Annotated in this window: 31 protein-coding genes; 3 read left to right on the top strand and 28 right to left on the bottom strand. The window is 38.1% G+C overall.

What is annotated here, in order from left to right:
• Positions 1-36: 36 nt before the first annotated feature.
• From H9648_RS14435 to H9648_RS14415, 5 genes are read right to left on the bottom strand one after another with little or no spacing between them, the layout of a single operon-like run.
• On the bottom strand, positions 37-459 hold the full coding sequence (locus H9648_RS14435; protein WP_191754501.1) for a DUF6526 family protein: 423 nt from the start codon (positions 457-459) through the stop codon (positions 37-39).
• Between the two features lie 24 nt (positions 460-483).
• Complete coding sequence (locus H9648_RS14430; RefSeq protein ID WP_191754500.1) at positions 484-1,581, bottom strand: ABC transporter permease; 1,098 nt, start codon at positions 1,579-1,581, stop codon at positions 484-486.
• Positions 1,578-2,504: an ABC transporter ATP-binding protein gene (locus tag H9648_RS14425; RefSeq protein ID WP_191754499.1), complete on the bottom strand. Its 927-nt coding sequence runs from the start codon at positions 2,502-2,504 to the stop codon at positions 1,578-1,580. Before H9648_RS14425 ends, H9648_RS14430 begins: the two co-directional genes overlap by 4 nt.
• Positions 2,505-2,527: 23 nt before the next feature.
• Positions 2,528-2,854 (bottom strand): ArsR/SmtB family transcription factor, encoded by a 327-nt coding sequence (locus tag H9648_RS14420; protein ID WP_191754611.1) that lies wholly within the window; start codon positions 2,852-2,854, stop codon positions 2,528-2,530.
• Positions 2,855-2,907: 53 nt separating this feature from the next.
• Positions 2,908-3,591 carry an SIMPL domain-containing protein gene (locus H9648_RS14415; protein WP_191754498.1) on the bottom strand — a complete coding sequence of 228 codons (684 nt, stop codon included), beginning with the start codon at positions 3,589-3,591 and terminating at the stop codon, positions 2,908-2,910.
• 66 nt (positions 3,592-3,657) lie between these two features.
• Between H9648_RS14415 and H9648_RS14410 the strand changes: the two genes are divergently transcribed.
• Positions 3,658-3,816 (top strand): hypothetical protein, encoded by a 159-nt coding sequence (locus tag H9648_RS14410; RefSeq protein ID WP_191754497.1) that lies wholly within the window; start codon positions 3,658-3,660, stop codon positions 3,814-3,816.
• A 168-nt stretch (positions 3,817-3,984) separates the two neighbouring features.
• On the opposite strand, the gene H9648_RS14405 is transcribed toward H9648_RS14410, so the two are convergent.
• The gene (locus H9648_RS14405; protein ID WP_191754496.1) at positions 3,985-4,914 is read right to left on the bottom strand and encodes a dipeptidase; all 930 of its coding nucleotides are present in this window, start codon (positions 4,912-4,914) and stop codon (positions 3,985-3,987) included.
• A gap of 126 nt (positions 4,915-5,040) precedes the next feature.
• Between H9648_RS14405 and H9648_RS14400 the strand changes: the two genes are divergently transcribed.
• Complete coding sequence (locus H9648_RS14400) at positions 5,041-6,702, top strand: glutamine--tRNA ligase/YqeY domain fusion protein (RefSeq protein WP_191754495.1); 1,662 nt, start codon at positions 5,041-5,043, stop codon at positions 6,700-6,702.
• 184 nt (positions 6,703-6,886) lie between these two features.
• On the opposite strand, the gene H9648_RS14395 is transcribed toward H9648_RS14400, so the two are convergent.
• From H9648_RS14395 to H9648_RS14290, 22 genes are all read right to left on the bottom strand, one after another.
• Positions 6,887-7,432, bottom strand: coding sequence for a hypothetical protein (locus tag H9648_RS14395; protein ID WP_191754494.1), 546 nt, complete (start codon positions 7,430-7,432; stop codon positions 6,887-6,889).
• A gap of 1,070 nt (positions 7,433-8,502) precedes the next feature.
• On the bottom strand, positions 8,503-8,769 hold the full coding sequence (locus H9648_RS14390; RefSeq protein ID WP_191754493.1) for a hypothetical protein: 267 nt from the start codon (positions 8,767-8,769) through the stop codon (positions 8,503-8,505).
• A gap of 153 nt (positions 8,770-8,922) precedes the next feature.
• A complete protein-coding gene (locus tag H9648_RS14385) occupies positions 8,923-9,531 on the bottom strand; it encodes a hypothetical protein (RefSeq protein WP_191754492.1) in 609 nt (202 codons plus the stop codon).
• Positions 9,532-9,622: 91 nt separating this feature from the next.
• Positions 9,623-10,279, bottom strand: a complete 657-nt coding sequence (locus tag H9648_RS14380; RefSeq protein ID WP_191754491.1) for a hypothetical protein — start codon at positions 10,277-10,279, stop codon at positions 9,623-9,625.
• A 58-nt stretch (positions 10,280-10,337) separates the two neighbouring features.
• Positions 10,338-10,589, bottom strand: coding sequence for a hypothetical protein (locus tag H9648_RS14375; protein ID WP_191754490.1), 252 nt, complete (start codon positions 10,587-10,589; stop codon positions 10,338-10,340).
• A gap of 391 nt (positions 10,590-10,980) precedes the next feature.
• Entirely contained in the window at positions 10,981-11,253 is a 273-nt protein-coding gene (locus H9648_RS14370; RefSeq protein WP_191754489.1) for a hypothetical protein, read from the bottom strand.
• A gap of 10 nt (positions 11,254-11,263) precedes the next feature.
• Positions 11,264-13,156 carry a ribonuclease YeeF family protein gene (locus H9648_RS14365; protein WP_191754488.1) on the bottom strand — a complete coding sequence of 631 codons (1,893 nt, stop codon included), beginning with the start codon at positions 13,154-13,156 and terminating at the stop codon, positions 11,264-11,266.
• An 18-nt stretch (positions 13,157-13,174) separates the two neighbouring features.
• Positions 13,175-13,444, bottom strand: a complete 270-nt coding sequence (locus H9648_RS14360; RefSeq protein ID WP_191754487.1) for a DUF5344 family protein — start codon at positions 13,442-13,444, stop codon at positions 13,175-13,177.
• On the bottom strand, positions 13,444-13,872 hold the full coding sequence (locus tag H9648_RS14355; RefSeq protein ID WP_191754486.1) for a YwqH-like family protein: 429 nt from the start codon (positions 13,870-13,872) through the stop codon (positions 13,444-13,446). The genes H9648_RS14360 and H9648_RS14355 overlap by 1 nt, the downstream gene beginning before the upstream one ends.
• A 190-nt stretch (positions 13,873-14,062) precedes the next feature.
• Positions 14,063-14,596 (bottom strand): M15 family metallopeptidase, encoded by a 534-nt coding sequence (locus H9648_RS14350; RefSeq protein ID WP_191754485.1) that lies wholly within the window; start codon positions 14,594-14,596, stop codon positions 14,063-14,065.
• A 46-nt stretch (positions 14,597-14,642) separates the two neighbouring features.
• The gene (locus H9648_RS14345; RefSeq protein WP_191754484.1) at positions 14,643-15,983 is read right to left on the bottom strand and encodes an FAD-binding oxidoreductase; all 1,341 of its coding nucleotides are present in this window, start codon (positions 15,981-15,983) and stop codon (positions 14,643-14,645) included.
• A 125-nt stretch (positions 15,984-16,108) separates the two neighbouring features.
• Entirely contained in the window at positions 16,109-16,942 is an 834-nt protein-coding gene (locus H9648_RS14340; protein ID WP_191754483.1) for an STAS domain-containing protein, read from the bottom strand.
• Between the two features lie 41 nt (positions 16,943-16,983).
• Positions 16,984-17,214, bottom strand: a complete 231-nt coding sequence (locus H9648_RS14335) for an excisionase family DNA-binding protein (protein ID WP_191754482.1) — start codon at positions 17,212-17,214, stop codon at positions 16,984-16,986.
• 89 nt (positions 17,215-17,303) lie between these two features.
• A complete protein-coding gene (locus tag H9648_RS14330) occupies positions 17,304-18,476 on the bottom strand; it encodes an MFS transporter (protein WP_191754481.1) in 1,173 nt (390 codons plus the stop codon).
• A gap of 276 nt (positions 18,477-18,752) precedes the next feature.
• On the bottom strand, positions 18,753-19,709 hold the full coding sequence (locus tag H9648_RS14325) for a PDR/VanB family oxidoreductase (RefSeq protein WP_191754480.1): 957 nt from the start codon (positions 19,707-19,709) through the stop codon (positions 18,753-18,755).
• 12 nt (positions 19,710-19,721) lie between these two features.
• Positions 19,722-20,177, bottom strand: coding sequence for a dimethylamine monooxygenase subunit DmmA family protein (locus H9648_RS14320; RefSeq protein WP_191754479.1), 456 nt, complete (start codon positions 20,175-20,177; stop codon positions 19,722-19,724).
• The gene (locus H9648_RS14315) at positions 20,174-21,130 is read right to left on the bottom strand and encodes a heme-dependent oxidative N-demethylase family protein (RefSeq protein ID WP_191754478.1); all 957 of its coding nucleotides are present in this window, start codon (positions 21,128-21,130) and stop codon (positions 20,174-20,176) included. The genes H9648_RS14320 and H9648_RS14315 overlap by 4 nt, the downstream gene beginning before the upstream one ends.
• 93 nt (positions 21,131-21,223) lie before the next feature.
• Complete coding sequence (locus H9648_RS14310) at positions 21,224-21,643, bottom strand: VOC family protein (protein ID WP_191754477.1); 420 nt, start codon at positions 21,641-21,643, stop codon at positions 21,224-21,226.
• Positions 21,644-21,742: 99 nt separating this feature from the next.
• A complete protein-coding gene (locus H9648_RS14305) occupies positions 21,743-22,753 on the bottom strand; it encodes a FecCD family ABC transporter permease (protein ID WP_191754476.1) in 1,011 nt (336 codons plus the stop codon).
• Positions 22,750-23,793: a FecCD family ABC transporter permease gene (locus H9648_RS14300; RefSeq protein WP_191754475.1), complete on the bottom strand. Its 1,044-nt coding sequence runs from the start codon at positions 23,791-23,793 to the stop codon at positions 22,750-22,752. The genes H9648_RS14305 and H9648_RS14300 overlap by 4 nt, the downstream gene beginning before the upstream one ends.
• 29 nt (positions 23,794-23,822) lie before the next feature.
• The gene (locus H9648_RS14295) at positions 23,823-24,773 is read right to left on the bottom strand and encodes an iron-hydroxamate ABC transporter substrate-binding protein (protein WP_191754474.1); all 951 of its coding nucleotides are present in this window, start codon (positions 24,771-24,773) and stop codon (positions 23,823-23,825) included.
• Between the two features lie 66 nt (positions 24,774-24,839).
• Positions 24,840-25,652 (bottom strand): ABC transporter ATP-binding protein, encoded by an 813-nt coding sequence (locus H9648_RS14290; RefSeq protein WP_191754473.1) that lies wholly within the window; start codon positions 25,650-25,652, stop codon positions 24,840-24,842.
• A 200-nt stretch (positions 25,653-25,852) separates the two neighbouring features.
• On the opposite strand from H9648_RS14290, the gene H9648_RS14285 reads away from it, so the two are divergent.
• On the top strand, positions 25,853-26,245 hold the full coding sequence (locus tag H9648_RS14285; RefSeq protein ID WP_191754472.1) for a (deoxy)nucleoside triphosphate pyrophosphohydrolase: 393 nt from the start codon (positions 25,853-25,855) through the stop codon (positions 26,243-26,245).
• Positions 26,246-26,257 lie beyond the last annotated feature (12 nt).

Raw genomic sequence — 26,257 nt, 5'->3', positions numbered from 1 at the left:
AGACGCATGGACTCAAATCCCTGCGTCTTTTAGCTTTTAGATTCTATAATGATCTGCTTTCCAGTTCGTAATCGCTTGTTTAATTTCCTTCGGTTTCATGTTTTCAGCTGCTGCTTTCTCAGCCAAGAGCGGAAGTTCTTCGTCTGATGCGAATCGAAGGGCTACGATCTGCCCTGCTGTGAGTCTTCCATCCAACAACTTTCCTGTTAAAACGTAATAGCGCAAGTTCTCTTCTGCTCGAATCGCACGATCTTGAGCCTTCAATGGATATAAGCGAAGTAAAGCAAACATCACTAACAGACTGAGTCCCATCACAATGAGTATCACGCCTAGGAACTTATCATCTGCTTTAAACAGATAGACAATGCTCGCGATAAGACCTCCAAGCACGAGCAATGAAAGTACATAATGATAGATGGGGTGCATTCGTGCATGATTCTTATAATTTTGTGTATTCATTTTATTCTCCTCTTTGTGCTTATTCTATTCCCACTTAAACGTAAAACTTGCCACGATAAACGCTCCGATCAACCAACCGCCGAGAATCATGGCCTCCATGCCAAGATTTAAAAACGAAGCACCTACGTTCATCGTCTCACGAAGAGCATGGCTTAAGTGAGCGATCGGTAGAATTTGTACAAACGGCTGTAAAAACTCCGGCATATCTCGTATCGGAAAGAACACACCACCTAAGAACAGCATCGGAAACGATAGAAAACCAGCAATCGGTCCAGCACTCTCAGGAGTCTTGGCAATCCCTGCGATAATAAAGCCGATTGCCATAAAGGCTAACGTCCCAAGCGTTACGAACGCGATTACGGTTAACCATGACCCTCTTACTTCAATGCCGAACGCTGCCCAAGCGACAGCTAATACGATCATCGCTTGCAAACCGTTTAACATAAAACGAGCGGTGATCTGCGCTGCGATAAATGTAGAGGCTTTAAGTGTTGTTCCTTGCATACGACGTAAGATTCCACGTTCACGCCAGGATGAAATCTGGCCTGCTACTCCGTTCATATTATTGCTCATGATCATCATCGCCACAATTCCGGGTACTAGGAAGTCGATGTAACGAAGGTTCAGTGCTTCTACCCCTTTTGATTCTGTTACAACAACAGGCTCATAGCTCACTGATTTTTTACTGATCGCGTCCACCGCATTATCGACAAGCTGAAGTCCAACTTGGGACATCGCCATGTTTGTTTCATTATAATAAACAGGCAGTTTAAAAGGATCGGCTTTGTTTCCTGCAGCAAGATTTTCACCATAGCCTTTTGGAATGGTAACTACGAGCGTTAAATCACCTTGTTTCAGCTGACTTAACACATCTTTTTCGTTTGAACTTTTTTCAAGGGATACCGCTTCGTTTTTTTCCATTTCTTTTACTAAGTTCTTCGACTGTTCACTCTTATCCTGATCAACAACAGCTGCCGTAATGGAAACCCCGTTACCGTTTCCTAAGAATGAACCTAACATGACCATCAGAACGATAGGAAATGCGAGGGTCCAAAACAGTACTTGTCTGTTTCTGAGGAAGATCCGAAGCTGAGCAAGTGTTAGTAGGTAGTATGATCTCATCCTTCTCTTAACCTTCTTCCTGTCATGTGGATAAACACATCTTCAAGTGTTGCCGTTCTCGTTTGTAGATCGACAAGCTTCAGCTCTCTTTCAGAAGCGATAGCTATTAAACTCGTTAAAGTCTTCTGTAGATCATCCGTATAGAGAACATGTACATCTTTCTGACTGCCCACTTGCTTCACTCCGTCAATCTCTGATAAAACAATATCTACTTCATCGTTAAACTTAAATTCAACCGCGCTGTCCGACTGAAGATTTCTCACAAGTTCACTAGGCGTATCTAGAGCAATTAGCTTTCCTTGATCCATAATGGCGATACGGTCGCATAACACGTGTGCCTCATCCATATAATGAGTCGTCAGTACAACGGTTTTGCCCCGTTCCTTCAAGCGTAAAATAATATCCCATAACGTACGGCGTGCTTGTGGATCGAGTCCAGTCGTAGGTTCGTCCAAGAAAATAATCTGCGGATCGTGAACGAGTGCAAGTGCGATCGCAAGTCTCTGCTTTTGACCACCAGACAAACCTTTTATTCTGCTATTCTTTTTCTCTGTTAATAGCATGTCATCAATCAATTCAGGAATCGAGATATGTTCCCGGTAAAAACTGCCGTAAAGATGAAGGATCTCATCTACGGTCAATAGCTCAAAAAGAGTTGTAGATTGAAGCTGTACACCAATTACCTCTTTTACTTTATCAAGCTCTTTTGTGATATCAAATCCACCGACGATCGCCGTTCCTTCATCAGGCTTACGAAGACCAACTAACATCTCAAGCGTCGTCGTCTTCCCTGCTCCGTTCGGGCCGAGCAGACCAAATACTTCGCCATTATGTACAGAGAACTCACTTCCATCCACGGCAGTAAAATCTCCATATCGTTTCACCAGTTTCTGCACCTTTATTATTTCTTGCTGCGTTTCCATTGTTCACACTCCAAGCATACGTTTCACTGCTTCTTTTGTTTGCAGCAAAACATACCTTCAAATTTTGTCCATAGCTGTTTAAGCGTAGAGATCCATTCACATGCTCCGTCCATTGCGTCCGGCTGTATCGCGTAATAGCGATAGCGCCCCTCTTTTCGGTGTGTGACAAGACCTGCATTCTCTAGAACTTTCAAATGCTTTGAGATCGCAGGGAGCGACATATCAAAAGGCTGGGCTAACTCTCGCACACTCCTTTCTCCTTTTGATAGCTGCTCGATGATCGTACGCCGAGTCGGGTCAGATAGAACTGAAAATACATCATTTAAGTGTTCTGCATTATATTTAACCATTTGGTTAAGTATAATGTGCAACGTATCAGACTGTCAATTTATACCTGTCCTTTCTAACTAAACGTATACTGAATTTTTACAGAGGCTGTAATCTTATTCTCGCCTGGCTGTATTGGTGTTTCGACACTTTGTGCATATATAACAGCTTGAAACGGAACAGGTCTAGGAGGTAAGGATTGAGATACTTCTTGAACGTTGACCGGTACCGGTCGAAGTGTAACTTGTAATACCCTTGCCATCGAAATAGCTTTTTGCTGAGCATTTTGAATAGCTAATGACAATGCTTGATTATAAAAGGCATCTGGGTTTGCAACGGTGAATTGAATGGACGATATTGAGTTAGCTCCGTTCGCTACCGCTTGATCGATTGCCTGCCCTGTTTGCCGAATATCTTTTACCGTTACCTGCAACTGGTGCTCTACACGATATCCTCTAAATTGCTGCTGACCATTTTCATAGTTATATTGAGGTTCAATTCGAAAACTAGATGTTTGAATATCACTTTGAGAAATACCTAGTGACATCAGTGTTCGAATAACAGAAGCCGTTTTATCAGCGTTCTCTTTTTGAGCCACACTTAAATTTGGGTTTTCTGTAATGACACCTATTGTAAGAAGAGCTCGATCCGGCACAGCAGAAACAGAGCCTTCACCCGATACAATTAGGCGATTCATCGTTGTCAGGTCGTCTTGCTGCCTCATACCTGTATTTTGGAAACCTGGATGGTTGTAGTGCATAACAGACTCCTTTCGCCTAGTTACTCTATATAAGCTATGAGAGTTTATGGGAAAAAAGAAGAGCATATGAAGAGGGCTTTTGGGGAAGTTTTGCTAGGTCAAGAAGACTTATGCTCGGTCGTGTGGTTTTATGATCGTTCATGGGACGGTTATGCTCGTTCACGTGGTTTTATGATCGTTCGTGAAGATTTATGCTCGGTCACAGACTTTTATGCTCGTTCGTGAAGATTTATGCTCGGTCACAGACTTTTATGATCGTTCCCGAAGATTTATGCTCGCTTATAGAATTTTATGATCGTTCGCGGCAATTACGCTCGTTCGCTGCTAACACTAATATCCTTCTCCATAGAAAAAAGCTGACATCCCGGGAGAATGACAGCCTTTCCTTTCAAGCTATATCTTAGAAATAAAATTCATGAAGTTCTGAGAAGCAAATCCTCGGACCTCTTCTTCGGAATAATGTTTTAATAGCTCATTGATTAAGTTTTGAGTCATAGATGCATCTTCTAAATCCGTAATAAGTTGCGAGATGCCGTCAAAATCAGAGCCGAGGCCGATTTGTTTTACCCCGCCAAGTCCACAAAAATGGTCGATGTGCTTAATTAAGTCACCAATACTTGCTGCCCCTTCTTTCTTCGTAAATGGCGGGTTATACACAACATGCACGACTCCACCTTTACTAAACATCTCTTTTGCCATCTCATCCGTAAGGTTACGCGGATGGTCACACAGTACGCGTGAATTAGAATGACTGGCAAGCGGATAATCAGCAATGTCCATCACATCCCAAAAAGCTCGATCACATAAATGAGACACATCGGTTAAAATTTTATTTTTATTATTGAACGCCACGATTTCTTTTCCAAATACCGTCAGACCAGCTCCACGCGGTTCTTGTGCACCATCAGCTGCAAGATTCGCGTGATTCCATGTTAGGCCGATCAAAAGAACACCGAGTTGATGCAGGATGCTTAACTTCGTAAGATCATCACCGATCGCATCCACTCCTTCAAGCGTAAGCACTGCTCCGATTTCTCCATCCTTCAATGTTTGAAAGTCGTGCCAGTTCTTCAAATGCTTCATTTCTGGATTTTTACCAAGAACCTCTTTATAAAAATAATCTACTTGTTGAAGAGCAGATTGGAATTTTTGATCGCTCGGAATAAAGGGTTCAATAAAAATCGCAAAGAACTGTACGTTCACTTTTCCCTTTTGCAGCCGTTTCTTATTTGTAGCAAGCTGTGGCGCATCTGCATACCGCAGCCTGCCGTCCGTTTCCCATAGTTTTAATAATGCATCGCAATGCAAGTCAATGACATTCATGTTGATCCCACCATTTCTTTGTTAAATAATCTCCATATCCCAAAAAGAATACGTTTAGTTGAAATTTATTTTTGTTATAATGTAAAGTATATCTTAATTTACATATAAGGAAAGGCTTGATACGGGATGGAGAATAGTTCTTCTAATTTTATTAAAACAATCATCCAAAACGATCTGGAATCCGGAAATCATAAGAAAATCGTTACTCGTTTTCCTCCAGAACCAAATGGATATCTTCATATTGGACATGCAAAATCAATCGTAATCAACTTTGGACTTGCGGACGAGTTTGGCGGAGAAACAAATCTGCGCTTTGATGATACGAACCCATTAAAAGAGGACCAAGAATACGTTGATGCAATTAAGAAAGACGTTGAGTGGCTTGGGTTTGAATGGGAGAACCTTCGCTTTGCTTCCGATTACTTTGAAGAAATGTATGCGCGCGCTGTGCTTTTAATTAAAAAAGGAAAAGCGTATGTGGATGACCTGACTGCTGATGAGATTCGTGAATATCGCGGAACGTTGACAGAGCCAGGTAAAGAAAGTCCTTATCGCAACCGTTCTGTAAAAGAGAACTTAGATCTATTCGATCGCATGCGTAAAGGCGAGTTCGAGAACGGTCAAAAAGTACTTCGTGCGAAGATCGACATGAGTTCACCTAATATTAACTTACGTGACCCTGTCATCTATCGTGTCTCTCACGCTACTCATCACAATACCGGTGATACGTGGTGCATCTATCCGATGTATGCATTTGCTCATCCGATCGAGGATGCGATCGAAGGCGTTACACATTCTCTTTGTACAACAGAATTTGAAGACCAACGACCTCTTTACAACTGGGTTGTAGAAGAATGTGAGATGGAGAGCCAGCCACAGCAGATCGAATTCGGCCGCCTAGGATTGACGAATACGGTAATGAGTAAACGTAAGCTTAAGCAGCTTGTAGACGAAGGCTATGTGGATGGATGGGATGATCCACGCATGCCTACAATCTCCGGACTACGCCGTAAAGGGTACACACCAGAGTCAATCGTTGAGTTTGTAAAAGCAGCTGGTGTTTCTAAAGGGTCTGGTGTGACCGACACAGCGATGCTTGAGCACTTTATCCGTGAAGATCTTAAAGTAAAAGCACCTCGTACGATGGGTATTGTTGATCCATTAAAAGTGGTAATCACAAACTATCCTGAAGGACAGGTTGAAATGTTAGATGCTGAGATCAATCCAGAAAACCCTGAAATGGGATCACGTCAGATTCCGTTCTCGCGTGAAATTTATATCGAGCGTGAGGATTTTATGGAAGATCCTCCGAAAAAGTACTTCCGTCTCTTCCCTGGAAACGAAGTTCGCTTAAAGCACGCTTACTTCATTAAATGCGAAGATTTCATAAAAGATGAAAACGGTAATGTCGTTGAACTACATTGTACGTATGATGTGGAGACGAAATCCGGCTCAGGTTTTACAGGCCGTAAAGTAAAAGGAACACTTCACTGGGTAGAAGCGACACAAGCTGTACCTGCAGAGTTCCGTATTTATGAGCCACTTATCTCAGATGCAGATATGGAAAAGGAAGAAGATAGCGAAGGCAAGACATTCTTGGATTACGTGAACAAAGATTCTCTTATCGTAAAACAAGGATATATTGAAGCAAACATGAAGGACGCGAAACCTCAAGATAAGTTCCAGTTCTTCCGTCACGGCTACTTCAATGTTGATCCGAAACATACAACAAAAGATAAAATTGTATTTAATGAAATCGTTTCTCTGAAGAGTTCGTTTAAATTATAGACAATAAAAGAAGGATCCGGCTGGATCCTTCTTTTTGTATATGTATATTAGTTCTTTTTAACTTTATCTCTTTTTCGAGCTAAAAAGAATCACTTAGATAGAAACAAGCGCAATTACTATTAAAGACGAAACAAAAGTTTTGTATTCTTGTGTTCATTTTATAAGGGTTTTTAACGTGATTTTACTAGTATGCTAAATTAGCCCAGGTTAAATATCCATTATTTTTATTTACTAAAAAATGATGGGTACTTCTCCCAAATTTATCAGTGTGTTTCGCATCACCTTCACATACTATAGACGGATGATTATTTGCTACTGATAAATATAAAAACTTCAGATCTACCGGTTCATCCTTTTCAAAAATTAGCTTTCCATCTGTTGAATACCCTAATAACCTTGTTACACCAATAGTATTACTTGTAATAAACAGAACAAGGATTTCATCTTTATAAATTTTCGCATTGTTTATAGAATTAAGGACAAGATCTACTTTCAAACCATTATGTAACCAAAATGTTTTACCAGTGTTTTTGTTATAATAAAATTGAACAATTCCTTCAAATGATATATTGAACACTTCATCCTCTGAGTTTTTCTCTCCACATACCACATAAATATAGTTTTCCTCTACATTTGCATGCATAATATTGGAGATGCAAAAAGTTTTACTTTCACCTTTGAAAGTCCATCCGACTAATGAAGAATTCCAATTCAAATCATCAATAATCATTAATAAGCTCCCTGTTAGTAAATACACTTTATTAAGACCTAGGATATAGATAATTGCATATCGAAAAAAAGAATCAATCTAGTCTGTTGTAATTGGTTTAGAAGTACAAAAAATATTTAGACTCGATTATTATATAGTATATTAATTTGTGATTGATGGGATCTGAAATCTTCCCATTGAATGATTTTTCCCCAACTAAAAGAGTTTTCGTCTAACAATCCTTGAGGATATCCAATTTGTTTACATAACCACTCACCATGTTGATTTGCTTTAGCCACGTAATCCCAATCGTCTAAAGTAAAATCTGAAACAACAAGGTTAACAGACGATATTTCTTCTTTAAATCTCAACTTAACTATTTACTGTCCAGTAAAACAGCTTGTTTGAACCTAACTGCTTCATTTATAACTTTAATTTTTTCACTAGGAAAATATGTAATAAAAATCAATCATCTTTGTTTTAGGAGTTACCATTAATCCTTCGATAATAATATTTCCCTCTTTCAAACTTCCCTTCATGAGACACTCCTCTATTTTTATATCATTATTATTCATGTATACAGGACCTAGTCATTCTCAACCGATTATCTTACTATTTAGTACACATTATATGTACTCAATTGCAATTCCCACTTCTCCACTCTTCTGATCGATGTATGAGGTAATTTGACCAAAAGGAAACGAATAAATTGTAGACATTTCTTTTATATATGAAGGTTCTCCAACATTCCTTTTCAACCAATGATCATGAATGTCTTTCTTTTTTTTTATTTTAGAATTAGACCAGTCGTTGTAATTATTTATTAACGATTCTTCAGCATTTTCCAATACAATCCTTTAAAACAAAGTCATTTTTAAAATGTACAATTATCCAAAAGTTCATCTCATTCAATAGAATCGGTTTTTTAAACATGAATGTGCTTGATTCAACATTTGTAATTAATAAATACCTCGAAAATAAATTAATAAATTTCTCTTTCAGAATCTTGTTATCAAGAAATTCTCCATGAACATTAATATTAAAATTATTATCAGCCAAGTTATTCACCTTTATAAAGCGTTCTGGGTTATTCAGCTCAATTCAAAGGATATCTTACTCTCAATAATATCTACTTCTTCCCACTCTACATTCTTTGTATATAAATATTTATCTGTTCTCTCAAAGCCTAGCTTTTCTGCTATCTTTGCATCTGGTGTAGATATTATTAACTGTTCATTACCTAATTTCGATCCTTTAAACCACTCACCTTCATAATTAAAGAGTGGATCAATATAATACATTTCATCTACATCGCTTACTTTTACTTCTTTAGTAAATACTCCCGGAGAATATAACACAAAGCCCTTTTCATTAGGATGATAACTAATTAATTTTCTCTTGTTCTTCTGCTTCAGTAAACTTATATTCTTTCCCTTTATATCTTACGTAGGTTCCTTTACGAAACATAAATCTCAACCTTTAAAAATACCTAGAATTCTTCTCTGAAAGAATTATTTAATAAATAATTCAATATCCTTATCACTAAATGCCTTATTTATAATGTTTTCCTCTAGTAACCTCTTCTCTACTTGCTTAAGCAAAAATAGAGAATATGTAAATCTATACATTGCAAATATTTCCCTTTTTGTAGGTAATGGCATTGTAGTAAAACTCTTTTGGTTCAAACTGTTAATAAAACTTATCTCTATGTGATGATTGCTATCCAAATCACCATAAATTTCAATTGGTTTAACATGGTCAAAACTAAAATATTCATCTGTAACGCCTAAAGCATATAAGTATTGTGTTAGTTCATTTAAATCATTAATTTGATGTGCTGGATTATTAGGAGGAAATATCTCTTTGAAATAGGATTTCTTTAATAAGTGTATAAAGAAATATTGTAAAGCCTGCTCTTCATCATTGAAATTAGCGATATTTTCTTTTTGAGGACCTGGTTTTCTTTCAAAATTAACTTCAGAATACTCCCAAGAAAGACCATCCTTCAATACCTGAAGATAGTTTTCATAAGGCTGTTCAACCTCTTCTATACTTTCATTTATAATTTTAATCTTTAAACCTAATAGATTGGTAGCAGTAATAAGCTGATATTGATTCATATCTAATCATTCTTTCAAATTGCAAATTTTTTCATAGAAACTTTTGTTTCAATATATCGAGTGATGCCCTTACTTTTCAATACCATTTCTATTACTTACCTAGATATAATATTTTAATTTTTTCTTTTGTTAATAATTTTAAGTTAACATCATTTTCCCACTTTATACACAAGTCATTAAAGTGTTTTAACCTTGATGAAAAATTATACAAAACTAAGAAAGCACTTGGTGCTTCTCTGTTCTCAACTAAAATGATCTTATTTTCATCAATTGACAAATAGTATATGTTAAAGCTTCCGTTGTTTAACTTTTCTAAATTAATTAGTCCTTTTTTTTCTATAGAAATGGAGTAATACTTTTCACCAACGTTTAACTTCAATATCTGATTTAACAAATCTAATTGATTTTTTTCCAAATTTAATATTTCATTCTGTGTTGTTTGATCTCGTGTATAAACACCTAATACAGATTCAGCATATATACCTAAACCGCATATACTATCAGGTTTATTTTCAAATGTACCCTTTTCGAATTTTTTTCCTTTTTGTACAAGAAATAGTCTATATTCATTTTTTACATCGTCCATTTCAAGCTCTAGATACACTTCTTGTGAAAGTTCATCTTTTATTTTTTTATAAACATGAATACTATCCTCATCTTGTTTTTTTAGAACTGCATACTCTTGTCCAAGATTACACTGTAAAATATTAATCATTTTTTTGACATCGTTTTCTTCCACTTTTCTCATCGATGCTCCCGTGTTCTATTTAACATCTTCTATATTCGTAACTTTTCAAAAGAAAATATTACCTATTTCTTTCTTTTCTGTTTTTTCTCATCACTAAGTATTTTAGTAACAATTCATATGCATCACTTTCATTTTCAAAAGTTTCTATAATATTATTTCCCCCTTTTTCCAAGGATTGATATACCTTCCATTGGTTAGTATCTTTTATTAAACCCATTTCTAATTCACGAATCGGTTTTTCTGCTAGATTATAATCATTTTTCTCAATTCCCAAACTTTCAAGTTTATCTTTTAGATCATTTTTATTCATACCTTACCATCTTCCAATATGATATCCATATGATATCCATATGATTTAGCATCCATGTAAAACTCTTCTTTTAATAGCAATGCTGACCAATTTTCATTTGTGCGTTTAAACTTACTATAATTATCTAAGCAACTCTAACAAAAAAGTCTTTAAACCTAATTGTTATAGAGTATATTAATTTGTGTCTGGTGAGACCTGAAATCTTCCCATTGAATGACCTTTCCCCAACTAAAATAGTTTTCATCTAACAGTCCTTGAGTATATCCAATTTGTTTACATAACCACTCACCATGTTGATCTGCTTTAGCCATGTAATTCCAATCGTTTAAAGCAGAATCTGAAACAACAAGGTTAACAGAAATATATCGACATGATGCCCTTGCTATTTTTTCTATCGTAACATCAATTCTAATTTATCAAGCTCAATAACAAGTGGCTCATCGTAACTTTCAACGAGGTCAGTATCAAAATAAGCACGCAACGCTCCATTTATCCCCGAATTCACACTTGTATCTTCAATGCTTTCTTTACCAATTAAACCTAATAACTTTTCTAATTTCTCCAATAATGTATCAAGAAATTCATGCTCTCTTATTGTCTTTTTTTCAATTACTATGTCAATTACTTTTTTAATTTGTTCTTTAATCAATATCTGATTTTGCATAATAAATCTCCTATCTTGAAGGTATATGTCTAATTTCCTTGATCCAATCTAGAGGGTAATTTAAAGGTAACAAAACTTGATCTTCATCTCCTTTAAGCATTGCACCTGATTTAGTATATTGTTTTTCTGCTCTCCCAATATTTAGAATTATCCCCTCTGGTATTTCAATTATCGCTTCATAGCTTCGTGTGTTCTTCCATTCAGGAAGCAACGCTAAATCAATTTTAGTTTGAATTTTATTGGATGCAGGTGCAGTTGTTACAAATGATCCTCCAGCGTCTGCATTTCCTCCAAATGCTCTATAAACCGTAATCTTTTCTTTTGTAATAACTGTTCTATAATTTGCACTTTTAAAAGTACTTCCAATGCTTGAGGGTAAAGGTGCTTTATCAACTACTTTTACCATACTATCAATTCGTGTTGAATAGCTATCATTAGTTCTTTTACTAGCACTTGTTTTAGTCTTAGAAGCATGTTGAATTATTTTTTTAATATTCTTTGTATCTGAAGCAACAGTTTTAGACCCCATACTAGTTGCTAGCTCTTCTGGCCCAGATATTACAGGGATGTTTTGATTGACTATATTCTTTTTAACACTTTTCAGCTCCTGCGCTTTGCCTACTTGCTGCTTAGCATATTGAGTACTATACGGAATCCTATTTTGCAGCACCTTACCAATATCCATACGATCCAACGCATACCCCGCACTACCCACACCTGCAATTGCAAACGCATTAAATAGACTTTGATTTCTTTGCTCTTCTGACAACTCATTTCCGAACATATCTTTACCTGTAAAATACTCGCCGAATCCATTTGCAGATACAAGGCCATAAATACCGTATTCTGCTTTTTGAAGTCTCGTAAGACCTTGAGCTGTTTTATATGAATCGAGCATGTGATCGGCAGTATTTGCGGCTTTTACTGTTTTATAAATAGCGGATCCACCCTTAACCGCTCTTCCAGCCCAGCCGATGACCGGTATAAATCCAGCTGCTGCCATTGCACCTGCTGTAATGCGTTCGGCTTCCGAAAGCTTTCTTCCTGTAACTGGGTCAACACCTGTTGATGCACGGATGGAATCATAATACCCTGTGACTTCCCCAGTAAAGGTAGAGACCGTATCCCATGCTTTTTCATACCATGGACGGTTCTCCATCTCTTCCATTTCTTTTTGTATCTCTCTTGCTTCTTTTTGTTCCTTCTTAAAGTTTATGTACTTGTCATTCTCTTCATTTACTTTGGTGATTGCTTTGTAGACTTCGCTGTTATGGTAAGCTTCCGCATTAAAGTATAACGGTGATATGGTTTCACCTTGACGTGTCGCCTCCATTAATTGAGCAAATAGTGCATAAATATATTGTTCTTGTCCTTGAGACACAGCATATTCATCGGTTAATCTTTGATCTAACTCATTAACCTTTTCAACCGTTTCTGATCGACGCTTTTCAGCTTTATGCATTTCGTCTTCAAAAGCATCCTTTGAGAACACAGAAAGAGAGACCAGATCACTGATGTCGCTAAAAATGCTTTGTAGCGCATCCTGTTGATCTGCAACTATATCTTTTGCCATTCTCCCCGCTCGTTCTACGTTCTCCTCTAAAAATGGAACCTGAACAACCGTATCCCCCGAAAGATCGACTTCCTCTGTATCACCTGGAATTCCTTTGAAGAATAACACATTTATATCAATCAATTGTATCCATGCATCTACTACATCAATTTGCCCCTGATAAAAGCCCTTAATGGCTTCAGCTCCCTTACCTTGAAAGTCACTGTCGTCTGCAATCTTAGCAAGCTCTGTTTTTAAGGATTGAAACTGCTCTCTTAATCTTTCATATTGATGGGCTCTTTCTCCAGTTGCAGCATTTAAAGTTGAAGCTTCAAGTACATGACTTCTCATTTTCCAGATGCCCTCTTTCTATTTATTTCTAAAGATCGCTTCATCCTGATTCTTTAGAATCTCAATATTTGCTTTTGTATCCTCAATATTTTTTGTTACCACATTCATGTACTCAAGGATCATCTTATGAAGATTTTCTTCACGCTCCAGAAATTCTTTCGTAAACTGAAGTTCATTCTTTCCAAGTGCTTCAGCTGAAGGACTCGGAAGAGTAAGAGCATCAAGCGCTTTCTGTGTTTCACCCAGTTGTTGAGTAACATCATGAAATTGTAGCTTTATGGTTTGCATTAAAAGATCCTCCTTTTCAGATCATCAATTCGGCTTCCTAGTTCCTCAAGAGCATCTTCTCCCTTGTCTAGCAATTGACTAGCCTCATTCGCTAAACCTCCAATAACACTTAAAGATTCTCTTTCAATTTTTAATAAACCGATTACGACACCAATCTTTTGTTGATAATCCTCATAGTCATCGTTTACAATATCTTGCATAATCTTATATGCTTCTTCTCTCGATTGGTCAAAGGCGTTCGCTCGATTTCCCATCCACAAACTACCAAGCTCTGGTTCTAGTATCTTACGAATTTCTTGCATACTCGTGTTCTGTTCTTGATTAATCTCACCTTTAGCTCGCTGCAGCCTCGAAATTTTTTCATCAATGGCCGCAGTGCGACTTGATAAGCTACTATAGATAGCACTTAAATCATCTGAAAATCCCACACCTATACCTCCACATCGCCTAGTTACTTATTCATCAGGTCAAATTCCCTAACATTATATAAAAATACCATTAATAGTTATAATTTTCCACGTAGAATATACCCCTTTTTCTCCTAAAATAAACCAGTTTAAATAGTACTTTATTCACCACTTTTAAAAGTGAACAGAAAAATAGAACTAAGGACTTCCCTTAGTTCCTAATGTTAGCTGGAGGCCTTTCACCATACTGCAACTCTCGAATACTCAACCCAAAGTCCATCTCAAGGTGCGGATAATCCTTAAAACCAGCCCAATCTCCACCCCACTCGAAGCCCAAATCTTTGGCAATCGCAACCACTTCCATCCAATCCGACTGTCCATTCCCATTGTCATCTCGTTTGAGATCCCAGACCACCGAGCCATCATCCAGCTTAAGAGCAAAATCAATCGCTAGACCGTAGTTATGATAAGATTCGCCACCTTCAACATGGGTCACAATAGTCCCTTCTCTTGAACGGCCTTGTTCATACAGCCGATCCTGTTCTGCTGCGGATCGAAAATCATCGGTTATTACAATATTAATTCCTTTTTCAGACGCTTTTTGTATTAAAAGATCACGGTTCTCTGCCACAATCGGATGCAATTCAGTAGGCAGTGGTGTATTCCTCTTTTTCCATTCCAATGTGATCAGATAAAAGATAGATGCAAGGACTGCGAGAAATAGTATACTTTTAAATATTTTCAATGAAACAAACTCCTTTTGTAATGCAGCACTCTACCTACAGTTTATATCAATGAATGGATTGCGGAAAAGCAAACACTCTTTTAGGATCGTATTTTTGATTGATTCGTTGAAGTCTCTCAACATTTCTGCCAAAATACTCTTTTTCATAGTCTTTCAGTTCACTGTATGGAAAATTAACAAATGACCCTTTAGTGATGGTCTTCAAATATCTGAACCTTTTTTCCACCCATCTTCTATTTTCTTCTGCGACGGCTGGATCTTCCCATACGGATTGGATGCCTAAGATATAACGTGCTTTTCGGTAATAAAAAGCAGACTCTGTTTTATCGACATTTCGAATCTTACCTCCCATTGCATACACGGTGAGTGCTGCAAACACGGAACCTTCCGCACGCTTTTTCACAAGATTCACGATTGCTTCCACTTCTTCTCGATCGTATTCTTTATATACAAAGCGTCCAGTAGATTTAAACTTTTCATATGGCGGATAAGTAGACTGTACCTCCGTGACAGCTTCTAAAAATGTTAGAGATTTAGCATTGATTTGAAATCCGTCTATTTTTTTATAAACATCTAACAGTTTCAATGCTTCTTCCTTGGTTCCATAAAAAAATCCCCTGCCAAAGATAGCAAGTCCTTCAGACGCAGCGTTATACATCCTAGCATTCAAACACATTCGTTCATCTAAATTCACTAGCCACTTCTGCCATATTCTCAAAAATTTGCCTAGCTCCTTTGTTGTGGCATTAGGCTTATAGAGCTCAAACAATATCACTTGATCGACTTTAGGAGGAAGTTTGAACGTCATGGAGACGACTACTCCAAAGTTGCCTCCTCCTGCACCTTTGCATGCCCAGAACAGATCACGATTTTCTGTTTCATTCACTTTTAATAACTTACCTTTATCGTTGATTAACTCTAGTTCCACCAAGCTGTCACAACCTAAGCCAAATAAACGGCTAGAGAAGCCCCATCCTGCACCAAGCACAAAACCACTTACGCCTACAGTCGGACAAGTTCCTCCTGGAAATGGATATCCTCTAGAACCTACCGCTTGATAGAGATCTTTGTTTTGAATACCTGCTTGAACTTTAACCGTTCCGTCTTCCTCATTAACAGCTACATCATTCACCCGACTGATGTCGATGACCAAAACACCATTACCAGTCGAATAGCCTTCATAATGATGACCCCCTGATCGAATTCTGATATCCTTACCATATTTTTGTGCCCACAAAATGGCATGGCTTACATCTTCATATTCTGAACAGTAAACAATTACGCTAGGAAATTTTTGAATCGCTCTGTTCCATTCTTGACGTGCAGCGTCATATTGCGGATCATCCGGTAAAACAATTTCCCCCGTTAAACCTTGAAAGATATCCATCCTCAACACCCTTTTAAGAAAATGAATTACATTTTAAAGTTTATGAGGAGGTGGCATGGCCAAATTCTGATATACGAAAATAATAAAAGACCAGGTTACCCTGGTCTTTTATTCATATATTAAAGTTATTGTTGTGAACCGATCGCTTGAGCGAGGTTCGATTTAATGGAAACTTTCTCAAAGGATAAACCTAATTGAATAGCGGTCATTGCAATTTCAGGCCGGATGCCAGACAAGGTTGACTTTACTCCGATAAGACCAAGCGTTTCAATGAGAGAGAAAATCTGCTGAGCGACCATCGTATCAATGATTAATACACCAGAGAGATCGATAAAAAGATGTGTGATCTCTTTTTCTGTACATTGTGCTAGTGTGTTTTCAACGATATACTTGGCTCTTTGTGTATCGATCATACCGATTAATGGAAGAAGACCCATATGATTGTTCAGTGCGATGACGGGTGAGCTGAGCTCATTGATCATCTCTTGCTGCGCAATTAATTTTTCTTCGCTATAATTTTGGTTTTCTTCAACAAACCATGTCACAATTTTATTAAATGTATCAATAATAATCTTGTTCCAAGCATCTATGATAGATTGTGGATATTCCCCTTGATGAAGACTAACAAATTCTTGTATGAGATTTAAATATTGTTTTTGTACATTGAAGAATTCTTTCATAATCACTGTAACAGGCGTGTTTAAATGCTCATCGTCTCGAGCAATCATAAGCACCCATCTTTCAAAGTCTTTTAGAAACTTACTTTCTTCCGTTACAAAAACCTCACAAAAATGTTCGTGAAATTCGTGATTTTGCTTTTTTAGCGTTTCAATCGTCTTGGGATTTGTGGAAGCGTATACCCCCGCGGCCTTTGATTTATCAATTGATTGATACCAATCTTCCGTCAACTGCCATGTTTTTTCAATTAAAAAAGAATGCAGCGCCTTATCTCTATGCATCTCTTTTCCACTCTCCCCATCTACCCTAATTTATCATTACTTTAATCTTCGTCTTTAGCATCCCAATCTTCAGGAATGGGTTCACTCAAATACTCCTCAACCATTTTCTTATACTTTTCTAACTGCTCAAAATGAGTATTGAACTGTTCCTTATTAATAAGGTGCTGGTTACCGTCAAAAATGGTACGGATTTTATTCTGCTGAACTAAGCTTTCAACTAACGCTTCAGGCATTGATAAATATTCAGCCGTTTCTTTTATTGTAAGATACATACTCATACATCCTGTCTAACTTTTGTTTAATCTTAGCTTACAGCAAGAACGATATGGATTCAATATACCCTAAATCGTTACTTCAAAATCTAATTCGTAGATTTTTTATTTTGTATTAAATGGTTTTTCATTAAAATGACAAAAAGGAGTAGGATTACATCTACAAATCCATATACCAAACCGTAACTCCCAAGGTGATAAAGGAAACTCCCTAAGAGGGGTCCGATCGACATCCCCATGTATCTGAAAAAGTTATATGCACCGATTGCTGTAGCACGATTGGATTGAAACTCTTGTGTAAGAAGAGCTGTCTGAACGGGTAGTGACATCCCTAAGAATAGTCCAAAGAATGAGATCGAAATGATCAATAAGATGAGCGACACGTTCGAGACTAGGATAAATAAAAATAAAGAAATAACGTTCAAAAAGGCAGAGTATACAATCACTTTTCTTTCATTATATTTTCTCATTTTGCCGCCAATAAAGCTTCCCACTACGATTCCTAGTGATAGTGGCAGAAACACAAGACCTTTCTGTTCAACAGACAATGCGTATCTTTCACTCATAATAGCGGGTAGAAATACTAAAAAGTTATACAGAGCGTAGTATTGAATGAATCCTAAACCGATTACTGTGTACCCTATACGGTTTTGCAGAATCGTAAGAAAATCTTTTAATCTGAAGTTCTGTTTTTTTGATGTACTTGGTTTTGTTTCGTGCAGAAAGATGAAATTTCCTGCAAAGATGATACATCCAACACAGATTAATGCAATAAAAATCATATGAAAATCAAATGAAGCACTTAAAAAACCACCAACTACAGGACCTAAAACTGGTCCTAGTGATACCATCATTTGAAACGTTCCCATAGGTTGGATCCGATCTTTTCCTTCGAACAGATCACCAATAACCGTTACTGCTACAACGGAACCCGCAGCAATTCCGATGGCTTGCAGAGAGCGAAACACTAAAAGAAATTCAATGGATGAAGAAAAATAACATCCGATCGTAGCTACTAAATAGATCAGGATGCCTGATAGCATCACTTTACGCCGTCCGATTGAATCCGTAAGTGGTCCATAAATCATCTGCATCAAAGCAAGGAAAATCGTATAGATCGAGATCGAAAAGTTAACCAAGAAAGGTGTTGTATGAAGTTCTTTCGTCACCTCAGGAATAAGAGGTACGTAGATCGTTTGAGAAAAAGGACCGAGAAACGCAGCAAGTGCAACAAGGTAGACTAACAATCTGCGGTGCTTCACAAATAAAAACTCCTATCATTTATAAAATAAAAAAGTCTGCTGAAAAAATTCAGTCAGACTCCCCTTACATTAACTTTTTAAATTATACACCTAGTGAAGCACTTTTAATAAGATTTAGCTTGCAGCTGTTGAATTATTTTGATTGAGCTTTTCAAAGTCTTTTCTATATTTTTCATGGTAGATGGCTGGTTTAATATCTCTAATCATATAAGCCAGAATACTGATAAGAGGTGAAGCCGTTTTTCCCGTACATAATATCCTCACTATTTTCCTGAATTATATCTTTAATACTAGTTTATCTGAACAGCCACGTGAAACACATGCCAAGATACAATTTTGCTCATTCTTTTGTTCTTCACTAAGAAAATCATCAAAATGTTCAATCTTTCCTTCAGCTACTGGAATTTCACATGTACCACATCTACCTACTCTACATGAGTAGGGAATGTAAGTACCATTTGCTAACAAAACTTCTAGAAGGGTTTGTTTCTCTTCTACTATTAGTTCACTCCCATTTTGAAGAATCACTTTGAATGCTTTCATTGCCTTATTTTGAGTTGGTAGGAATCGCTCATAGTGCACGGAAGATTCAGGGTATCCTAGCTTTCCTGCTGCTATCCTAAACTGTTCAATAAACCCTTCAGGTCCACAAAAATAAACATGCGTTCCGATTGGATGATTTTCTAAGGAGGTGATTTGCAACCGTTGTTGTTGATCGGAAAAGTAGAAGTGGCTTTGAATCGGATAGTGCTTTTTTATGTATGGATGAAAAGCACAGCTATCCTCAGATTTAGAGGCGTAATGAAGTTCAAAGGTTTGTCCTTTTGCTGAGAGATCCTGCATCATAGAAAGGAATGGGGTAATCCCGATGCCCGCCGCATAAAACACATGATGTTTCGCTTTAAAGCTAAGATAAAAATGATTCCTTGGGGAACTGATCTGAAGTCGATCTCCCACTTTCATCTCCTGGTGCCAGTAAAATGAGCCGCCTTTAGAATCCTCACTTAATCGAACAGCAATTTCATATTTCGTACTATCATCTGGATGACTTACTAAAGAGTACTGTCTCACAATAAGTCCTGACCGTGTCTTTAGGTAAGTAGAAACATGCGTACCTCCACTAAATTTCGGAAGTCCCTTTCCCGTTTCTGATGACATCGTAAACTTCTTAACCTGCTTCGTTATCTTTTCTATAGAGGTAATCCGTACAAATAAAGTAGGTTCAATGGACAAATAGACTCCCTCCTAACCTGTAGCTGGATAGCCTAAAAATGCATGGTGAAGTTCAGAATAGTGGTCTGATACTTCAAGCTTTAATCTACATTGATGGCAAGTTAATTCAGTTTGTTGTTCTTCTGCTCTGTTCAGTTCATGACAACGGCAACAGAATATACTAATCCACTTCTCACCATAACCAATATATTGAGTCTCATCACTCGAGAAGCCGATACGTTTTGCCATCATTTGCACGGTATAAAGTTCAGAATAAGGCAGCACCACATAAAGAAAAGTTCCCATCTTTTGCTTACTTAGAAATTCTTCTAGCCACTCCCTTTTTTCAGCAGAAAAATGATACCACTCATAAGCCAACTTCTCTTTCTTCACGTGTTCGAACACACTACTTAAAACTCTTGATCCATACTCATCTGAACAAAAGATATATTTTCTTTTTCCTTTTATGAAGACTGCCTCAATGCTCATAACGTCTTCACCTGTTGGAGCTGTTTCTCTAAATACTCTAACACAGCTTTTTTATAGTTAGAGATTCCTTTGTACTCAATAATATGGGCAGGAAGTTCAGATAGGATTTCGTAAAATTGCTGCACCCACTCCGAATTTGTTGCTAGTTGTTCCAGAGCCAGCAAGTGTGTGTGAATGGAAAAGAGAATACTGTTTGTACGTGGTAGCCTGAATAACTTCTGCACCTCTACACGAATATGGACAAGCTCACCTGCGTTCTCACTTGTGACCTGTTTACGGAGACGTCCCCACTGATCAAAGGTTTCAAGCGATGTATCAAGTCGATCACCTGCCATAAGCGACCAATTCAAACGTTCCCAAGGTGTTCCTGCTTCAAGCCTCATGAGAAACTGTAGAATTCGTTGATCTAGCCCTTCTTCCTTAAAGCCTGGAATAGGATGATGAATGCTTTTAAATTTCATTCCTATGTTAAAAGCGAGAGACCAGTTGGCAGGAAAACAAAGCTGTCCTGCATCTAAATACAGATTATCGTCACGCTGTCTCATGTAAATGAGATCTTCTTGCACATGCTGACTAATAAAGAACAACGGTTCACATGGAAGAGAGTTTTTCTCACCAAAAATAAATTCAATCTTTTCATCCAATATCTTATTGGTAAATATCCAACTATTATTCTCTTTCTTTACTGAAAAATCTTGTGGGTACTTTGAAACTAAGTGATCGATCACGAGCTCAACAATCTCCCACTGCCCTGTCATAGAATGTAGCAGCGATTGATAACAACGTTCTGGGTGATCACTCAATAGTTTTCTCTTTAATAGCATCTCTTTTTTGTAGCTCGGGGTAACCTCTATGCTTAAAGGCTGTTTCATGGGGATTGAATTGTTGGAATAACGATACGTTGAATCTTTAAACGGATAAGGAAAATGTGCAAGATCACCTGTCCACTTCATACCTTCACCCTTTACAGAATATTCTTATAACTTATTGTAAAGAAAATCCATGTGCTTGGAAAGGCAAAAAAAAGAGAACCTACTTTTAACAAGTCAGTTCTCCTTCTTCTTGTCCGGATAATCACACAGCTCAATAATCTGTCCTTGTGAATGTGCGGGATTCATATAAATCAACCTTCTGCCAAAAGGATTTGTTCGATACGTATCTTTTAAAAAGGTATACCCTCTAGCTTCAAAGTCATCAATCGTTTGAAGAAGATCGTCCACTTCATAAGCCAGGTGATGCACACCCTTTCCTTTCTGTCGGATGAACCGCTCGATCGGAGATGTTTTGCTCGTAGGTTCAAGAAGTTCAATCACCTGATTTTCAAGCTCAATCACCGCAATGTGGGTTTCTACTCCAGGCTTCTCACTCGTATATCGTTCAGTCAGCTTTCCGCCTAGTACATTCGTATAAAATGCAATTGCTTCGTCTATTCGTCTCACGGCAATACCGGTATGGTCTAGTCTCATCACGTTCACCTCATTTAACTAGCATTATAGAGGGTTGTAGGGATTTAAGCAAAAAGGTGGTCCTATAAAGTTAGAACCACCTTCACAGATTATTTGATTCTAATTTTTTCGTGCCAATAAATACATAAAGTACGGTGCCCCAATGATGGTCACAATGATTCCTGCTGGGATTCCACTAGGATCTAATACTACTCTTCCGATCGTGTCAGCAGCCAGGAGTAAGATGCCTCCGATTAATGCTGCAACGGGAAGGAAGACTTGGTGTCTCGGACCTACTAGTGAACGTGCAATATGAGGAGCCATCAATCCTACAAAAGCAATTCCACCACTGACTGCTACAGAAGCCGACGCAAGTGCTACCGAGATCATGATCAAAGAAATTCGTTCTCTACTTACATTCACACCTACTCCGACAGATACGTTCTCGTGCAAATTCAACGTATTCAATACATTGGATTTAAACAACGTATAAGGAATCAGCAGCAAAATCCATGGCAGCAATGATAAAACAAACGTCCAATCATCGCCCCAAATCCTGCCTGCCATCCAGTTCGCCATGAACGAATAATCTTCCATATCTAATCTCGTAGATAGTGTCAATGTTGCTCCATACAAAGCGGCTGCTAAACCCACACCGACTAAAACGAGCCGGGTCGGTTCAACACCTTCGCCTTTTATGTAAGACATGATGTAGATCACAAACGCTGTTAGCATACCACCGAATAATGCAAATAACGGCAGTACATATAAAAAGCTTGTGGTTTCCACTGTAAAGAACATGATATACACCACAACCATCAGACCAGCACCAGCATTTATTCCTAAAATACCAGGGTCTGAAAGCGGGTTCTTCGTGATACTTTGGAGGATGGCACCAGACACAGCGAGCCCCATCCCCGCAAGAATAGCAACAATGATACGTGGTAAACGGAACTCAAAAAGAATTAAATTCTCCCTCGGAGTTCCTTGACCCATTATGGTTCGAAATAATTCTGAAGGTGTTAAGGAAGCAAAACCAGTTGCAACACTTATAATAAACACGGCTATTAGCAACAAGATCGCCGCAATCGTCGTTACTCTTACTCTCTTAATCTGGTGTGCATTCATCATGATAGTTTTCTCCCTCCCTTTCTTGCAAGGTAGAGGAAGAAAGGGACCCCGATCATAGCGACTACTGCACCAACTGGTGTTTCATAAGGAGCGTTTACCGTTCGGGCAAACGTATCTGCTAATACCATGAGCACACTCCCGAAGATTGCGGAACATGGAATGATCCACCGATAGTCCGTTCCAACTAAGAACCGAACGATATGCGGAACCATAAGACCTACAAATGCAATAGCACCAACGAGTGAAACTGCTGCGCCAGCTAGGATCAACACTACCGTCATGAGAACTATTTTCGTAAATAAGGTTCGTTGACCAAGGCCTCTCGCCACTTCTTCACCAAAGCTTAAAATGGTTAACTGCCTTGAGAACATAACAGCTACAATAATTCCAACCAACACGACAGGCACGATAATTTTCAGCTGATCCCAGTTTGTGCCTGACACACCACCTGCCGTCCAAAACGCAAGGTCTTGAGAAAGCTTAAAATATAATGCAATACCTTCTCCTAATGAAGAAAGCAGTGCAGAAACAGCTGCACCTGCTAACGTAATCCGGATTGGAGTCAATCCACCTCGGCTCATGGAGCCAAGTCCGAATACTAACATCGCACCTATTCCTGCACCTATAAAGGATAGAATCATCACGGTAAGGTAGTTCGCTCCTGTATTAAAAGCAAACACACAAGCAAGAGCAAGGCTTGCTCCCGCGTTCAAACCAAGTAGACCAGGGTCTGCTAACGGGTTTCTAGTCATCCCTTGCATGATTGCTCCACTCACAGCAAACGCCGCACCAACGATTGCTGCACCAAGCTCTCTCGGTAATCGAAGACTCATAATGATACGGTCAGCTTCCCTAGCAGGATCATAGTTGATCACAGCGTTCCAAACTGTTAGAAACTGAATCTTAGCGGCTCCCACAGATATCGCAAGAACGATACTCAACAAAAGAAGTGCGAACCCTAACAATAAAATAGCTGTCCCTACCGCTGGCCTAGAATACACTTTATTCTCTTTTATAAGCTTGGTTTTTGTTTTGAACATAGCGTTTGTCCCTTTTTATAAAGTGCTTATTATTTCTTATTCGTTAACTCTTCAACGATAATATCTAGTTCTTTTTCTAGCGAGATCGGGTCATTGAAATAGAATGACTCTGAATCAAACTTAATTGCGTTACCGTTCTTCACCGCCGGCAACTCTTTCCACACATCTGACTCCATGAATGAGTTATCAGGATTTCCTGCTCCTGTACCTACAAAGATATAATCTCCAGCGTATGTTGGGATCACTTCCGTAGAAATGGCTTTCCAGCCTGGGCCGAATACATCTTCTTCTAACTTCTTAGGAGCTTTAAGTTCTAGCGCTTGGTAGATAACTTCTGTCCCACGGCCCCAGTTTTTACCGTAAACATACATGTCTTTTCCGTATGCTTCCATAACCATGAACGTCTTGTCTTCACTGATTGCTGATTTTACTTTTTCACGTGCATCAGCGGCTTTCTTCTTCCACTCTTCTACCCATGATTTTGCTTCTTTTTCTTTATTAACCATCTTTCCGATCTCTACGTGCTGTTCCATGTAGTCATACTTGTCATACGTCATTGTAACAGTTGGAGCAATCTCTTCATATTTCTTAATATTTTTGTCATCAGAATACGTAATGATAAGATCCGGATCTAATTCTAGTAGTTTTTCATATGAATCAGCAGTTACCACTTCAGCTTTGTCTAATTTGTTTCCGTAAAACTTGTTTGCTTTTGGGTATTCATTTACTGCTACTGGTGTAATCCCTAAGTCTAGCAAGTTACCTGCATAAGTTGCAGCCATCATCGCAACACGTTTCGGTTCAGCTGGCACTTCAATCTCTTTACCTTTTTCGTCTTTATAGATTCTCGTTTCTTTTTTCGACGATTCCTTCTCACCTGTGCTTGCGCCTTCTTCTGACTTATTTCCGCATGCAGCTAGTACAAACACTAAAAGCAATGTCATAAAGCTAACGAGTAATTGTTTTGATGTTCTTTTCATTTTGTTATCCCCCTATATTTGACAATAAAAATCATTCTCAATTAACTGTAAAAAAGAAAGGCGAATTTACGCCAAGTTCTCAACTAACTTTACATTCTTAATCAGATTATACGTAAGACATACAGGTTTTCTCGTCCTCGGGTCAACACCGATCTCCGCATCAATATTAAATACATTGCGTAGGACTGTACGTGTCATTACCTCTTCAGCCGTACCCTCTTTTAAGATTGATCCGTCTTTCATCGCGACCATATGGTGAGCAAAGCGAGCCGCGTGGTTCAAATCATGAATGACCATTACGATTGTTCTCTTCTCATCCCGGTTCAACTGGTATAACAGCTCTAGGACTTCCAATTGATGAGACAGATCCAAGTATGTAGTCGGTTCATCCAACAAGATAATATCCGTTTCTTGAGCTAATGCCATCGCGATCCATACACGCTGGCGTTGCCCACCTGAAAGCGCATCTACAGATCGATCTTTGAACTCGAGGACACCTGTAACGTCTAATGCCCAATCTATTACTTCAAAATCTTTTTTCGTAAGCTTTCCGAAGCCTTTTTGATAAGGAAATCTTCCGTAAGAAACAAGTTCACCGACCGTAAGTCCTTCTGGTGAATCAGGTGACTGAGGAAGGATCGCCATCTTTTGAGCAATCTTTTTGGTAGATTCTTTGCTGACGGCTTTACCATCTAGATAAACCACACCGGATTTAGGACTCAGAATGCGCGACAACGTTTTTAAAACCGTTGACTTCCCGCAGCCATTCGGTCCGATGATTGTCGTGATCTTACCGTCTGGAATGGAAATGTTAAGATCCTTTACAATGTCTCGTTCACCATATGAGATTTGCAAATGCTCAGCATACAGTCTAGACACTTTATTCGCCCTCCTTTAAAACAATAATTTGAAATATATTTAAAGCATTAAACTTAATTGAAAATGATTATCAATCTCGTTCTCATTTTATTGGATATCGAGGAGAGTGTCAACGGAATTTTTTTGAAATTCATTAGTGAAGAATTAGATAATCTAAAATGTTATGATAATCTTAACTATAAAATTTTCGGAGGAAAACATTGAAGAAGCTCGTTAAAGTAGTTGCAGCTATAATTGAAAATGATAATGATGAAATCTTATGTGCTTTAAGATCTCCTAACATGGCAATACCAAACATGTGGGAGTTCCCTGGTGGAAAGGTAGAGCAGGGAGAGGACTTATATTCTGCTTTAAAAAGGGAAATTAGTGAAGAATTAGGGTGTTTAATTGAGACGAAGATTCTCTTTAACGATCATACCCATGAATATGAGAATTTTACGATTAACCTAATTACAATCAAAAGTAAAATTATTGATAGAAATCCAATCCCTAAAGAACATTCAAAACTAATTTGGTTAAAGAGAGAAAATTTATCATCATTAATTTGGGCACCAGCCGATATTCCAGCGGTAGAACAACTCATAAACGAATAAAAGTATAGACTT

This window comes from Fictibacillus norfolkensis (genome assembly GCF_014836645.1).
Taxonomy (GTDB): Bacteria; Bacillota; Bacilli; order Bacillales; family Fictibacillaceae; genus Fictibacillus; species Fictibacillus norfolkensis.
The sequence above is the reverse complement of the archived record's forward strand: the minus strand, read 5'-3'. Positions and strand labels throughout refer to the sequence as shown.

What these genes read in the sequence shown, in the direction of transcription:
- H9648_RS14435 (WP_191754501.1), bottom strand. Translation starts at nt 459, where the DNA reads ATGAATACACAAAATTATAAGAATCATGCACGAATGCACCCCATCTAT.
- H9648_RS14310 (WP_191754477.1), bottom strand. Translation starts at nt 21,643, where the DNA reads ATGAGACTAGACCATACCGGTATTGCCGTGAGACGAATAGACGAAGCA.
- H9648_RS14305 (WP_191754476.1), bottom strand. Translation starts at nt 22,753, where the DNA reads ATGATGAATGCACACCAGATTAAGAGAGTAAGAGTAACGACGATTGCG.
- H9648_RS14400 (WP_191754495.1), top strand. Translation starts at nt 5,041, where the DNA reads ATGGAGAATAGTTCTTCTAATTTTATTAAAACAATCATCCAAAACGAT.
- H9648_RS14375 (WP_191754490.1), bottom strand. Translation starts at nt 10,589, where the DNA reads ATGAATAAAAATGATCTAAAAGATAAACTTGAAAGTTTGGGAATTGAG.
- H9648_RS14320 (WP_191754479.1), bottom strand. Translation starts at nt 20,177, where the DNA reads ATGAGCATTGAGGCAGTCTTCATAAAAGGAAAAAGAAAATATATCTTT.
- H9648_RS14300 (WP_191754475.1), bottom strand. Translation starts at nt 23,793, where the DNA reads ATGTTCAAAACAAAAACCAAGCTTATAAAAGAGAATAAAGTGTATTCT.
- H9648_RS14395 (WP_191754494.1), bottom strand. Translation starts at nt 7,432, where the DNA reads ATGATTATTGATGATTTGAATTGGAATTCTTCATTAGTCGGATGGACT.
- H9648_RS14405 (WP_191754496.1), bottom strand. Translation starts at nt 4,914, where the DNA reads ATGAATGTCATTGACTTGCATTGCGATGCATTATTAAAACTATGGGAA.
- H9648_RS14385 (WP_191754492.1), bottom strand. Translation starts at nt 9,531, where the DNA reads ATGAATCAATATCAGCTTATTACTGCTACCAATCTATTAGGTTTAAAG.
- H9648_RS14370 (WP_191754489.1), bottom strand. Translation starts at nt 11,253, where the DNA reads ATGCAAAATCAGATATTGATTAAAGAACAAATTAAAAAAGTAATTGAC.
- H9648_RS14340 (WP_191754483.1), bottom strand. Translation starts at nt 16,942, where the DNA reads ATGCATAGAGATAAGGCGCTGCATTCTTTTTTAATTGAAAAAACATGG.
- H9648_RS14380 (WP_191754491.1), bottom strand. Translation starts at nt 10,279, where the DNA reads ATGAGAAAAGTGGAAGAAAACGATGTCAAAAAAATGATTAATATTTTA.
- H9648_RS14410 (WP_191754497.1), top strand. Translation starts at nt 3,658, where the DNA reads ATGAAGAGGGCTTTTGGGGAAGTTTTGCTAGGTCAAGAAGACTTATGC.
- H9648_RS14425 (WP_191754499.1), bottom strand. Translation starts at nt 2,504, where the DNA reads ATGGAAACGCAGCAAGAAATAATAAAGGTGCAGAAACTGGTGAAACGA.
- H9648_RS14420 (WP_191754611.1), bottom strand. Translation starts at nt 2,854, where the DNA reads ATGGTTAAATATAATGCAGAACACTTAAATGATGTATTTTCAGTTCTA.
- H9648_RS14430 (WP_191754500.1), bottom strand. Translation starts at nt 1,581, where the DNA reads ATGAGATCATACTACCTACTAACACTTGCTCAGCTTCGGATCTTCCTC.
- H9648_RS14335 (WP_191754482.1), bottom strand. Translation starts at nt 17,214, where the DNA reads ATGTATCTTACAATAAAAGAAACGGCTGAATATTTATCAATGCCTGAA.
- H9648_RS14315 (WP_191754478.1), bottom strand. Translation starts at nt 21,130, where the DNA reads ATGAAGTGGACAGGTGATCTTGCACATTTTCCTTATCCGTTTAAAGAT.
- H9648_RS14415 (WP_191754498.1), bottom strand. Translation starts at nt 3,591, where the DNA reads ATGCACTACAACCATCCAGGTTTCCAAAATACAGGTATGAGGCAGCAA.
- H9648_RS14365 (WP_191754488.1), bottom strand. Translation starts at nt 13,156, where the DNA reads ATGAGAAGTCATGTACTTGAAGCTTCAACTTTAAATGCTGCAACTGGA.
- H9648_RS14295 (WP_191754474.1), bottom strand. Translation starts at nt 24,773, where the DNA reads ATGAAAAGAACATCAAAACAATTACTCGTTAGCTTTATGACATTGCTT.
- H9648_RS14345 (WP_191754484.1), bottom strand. Translation starts at nt 15,983, where the DNA reads ATGGATATCTTTCAAGGTTTAACGGGGGAAATTGTTTTACCGGATGAT.
- H9648_RS14360 (WP_191754487.1), bottom strand. Translation starts at nt 13,444, where the DNA reads ATGCAAACCATAAAGCTACAATTTCATGATGTTACTCAACAACTGGGT.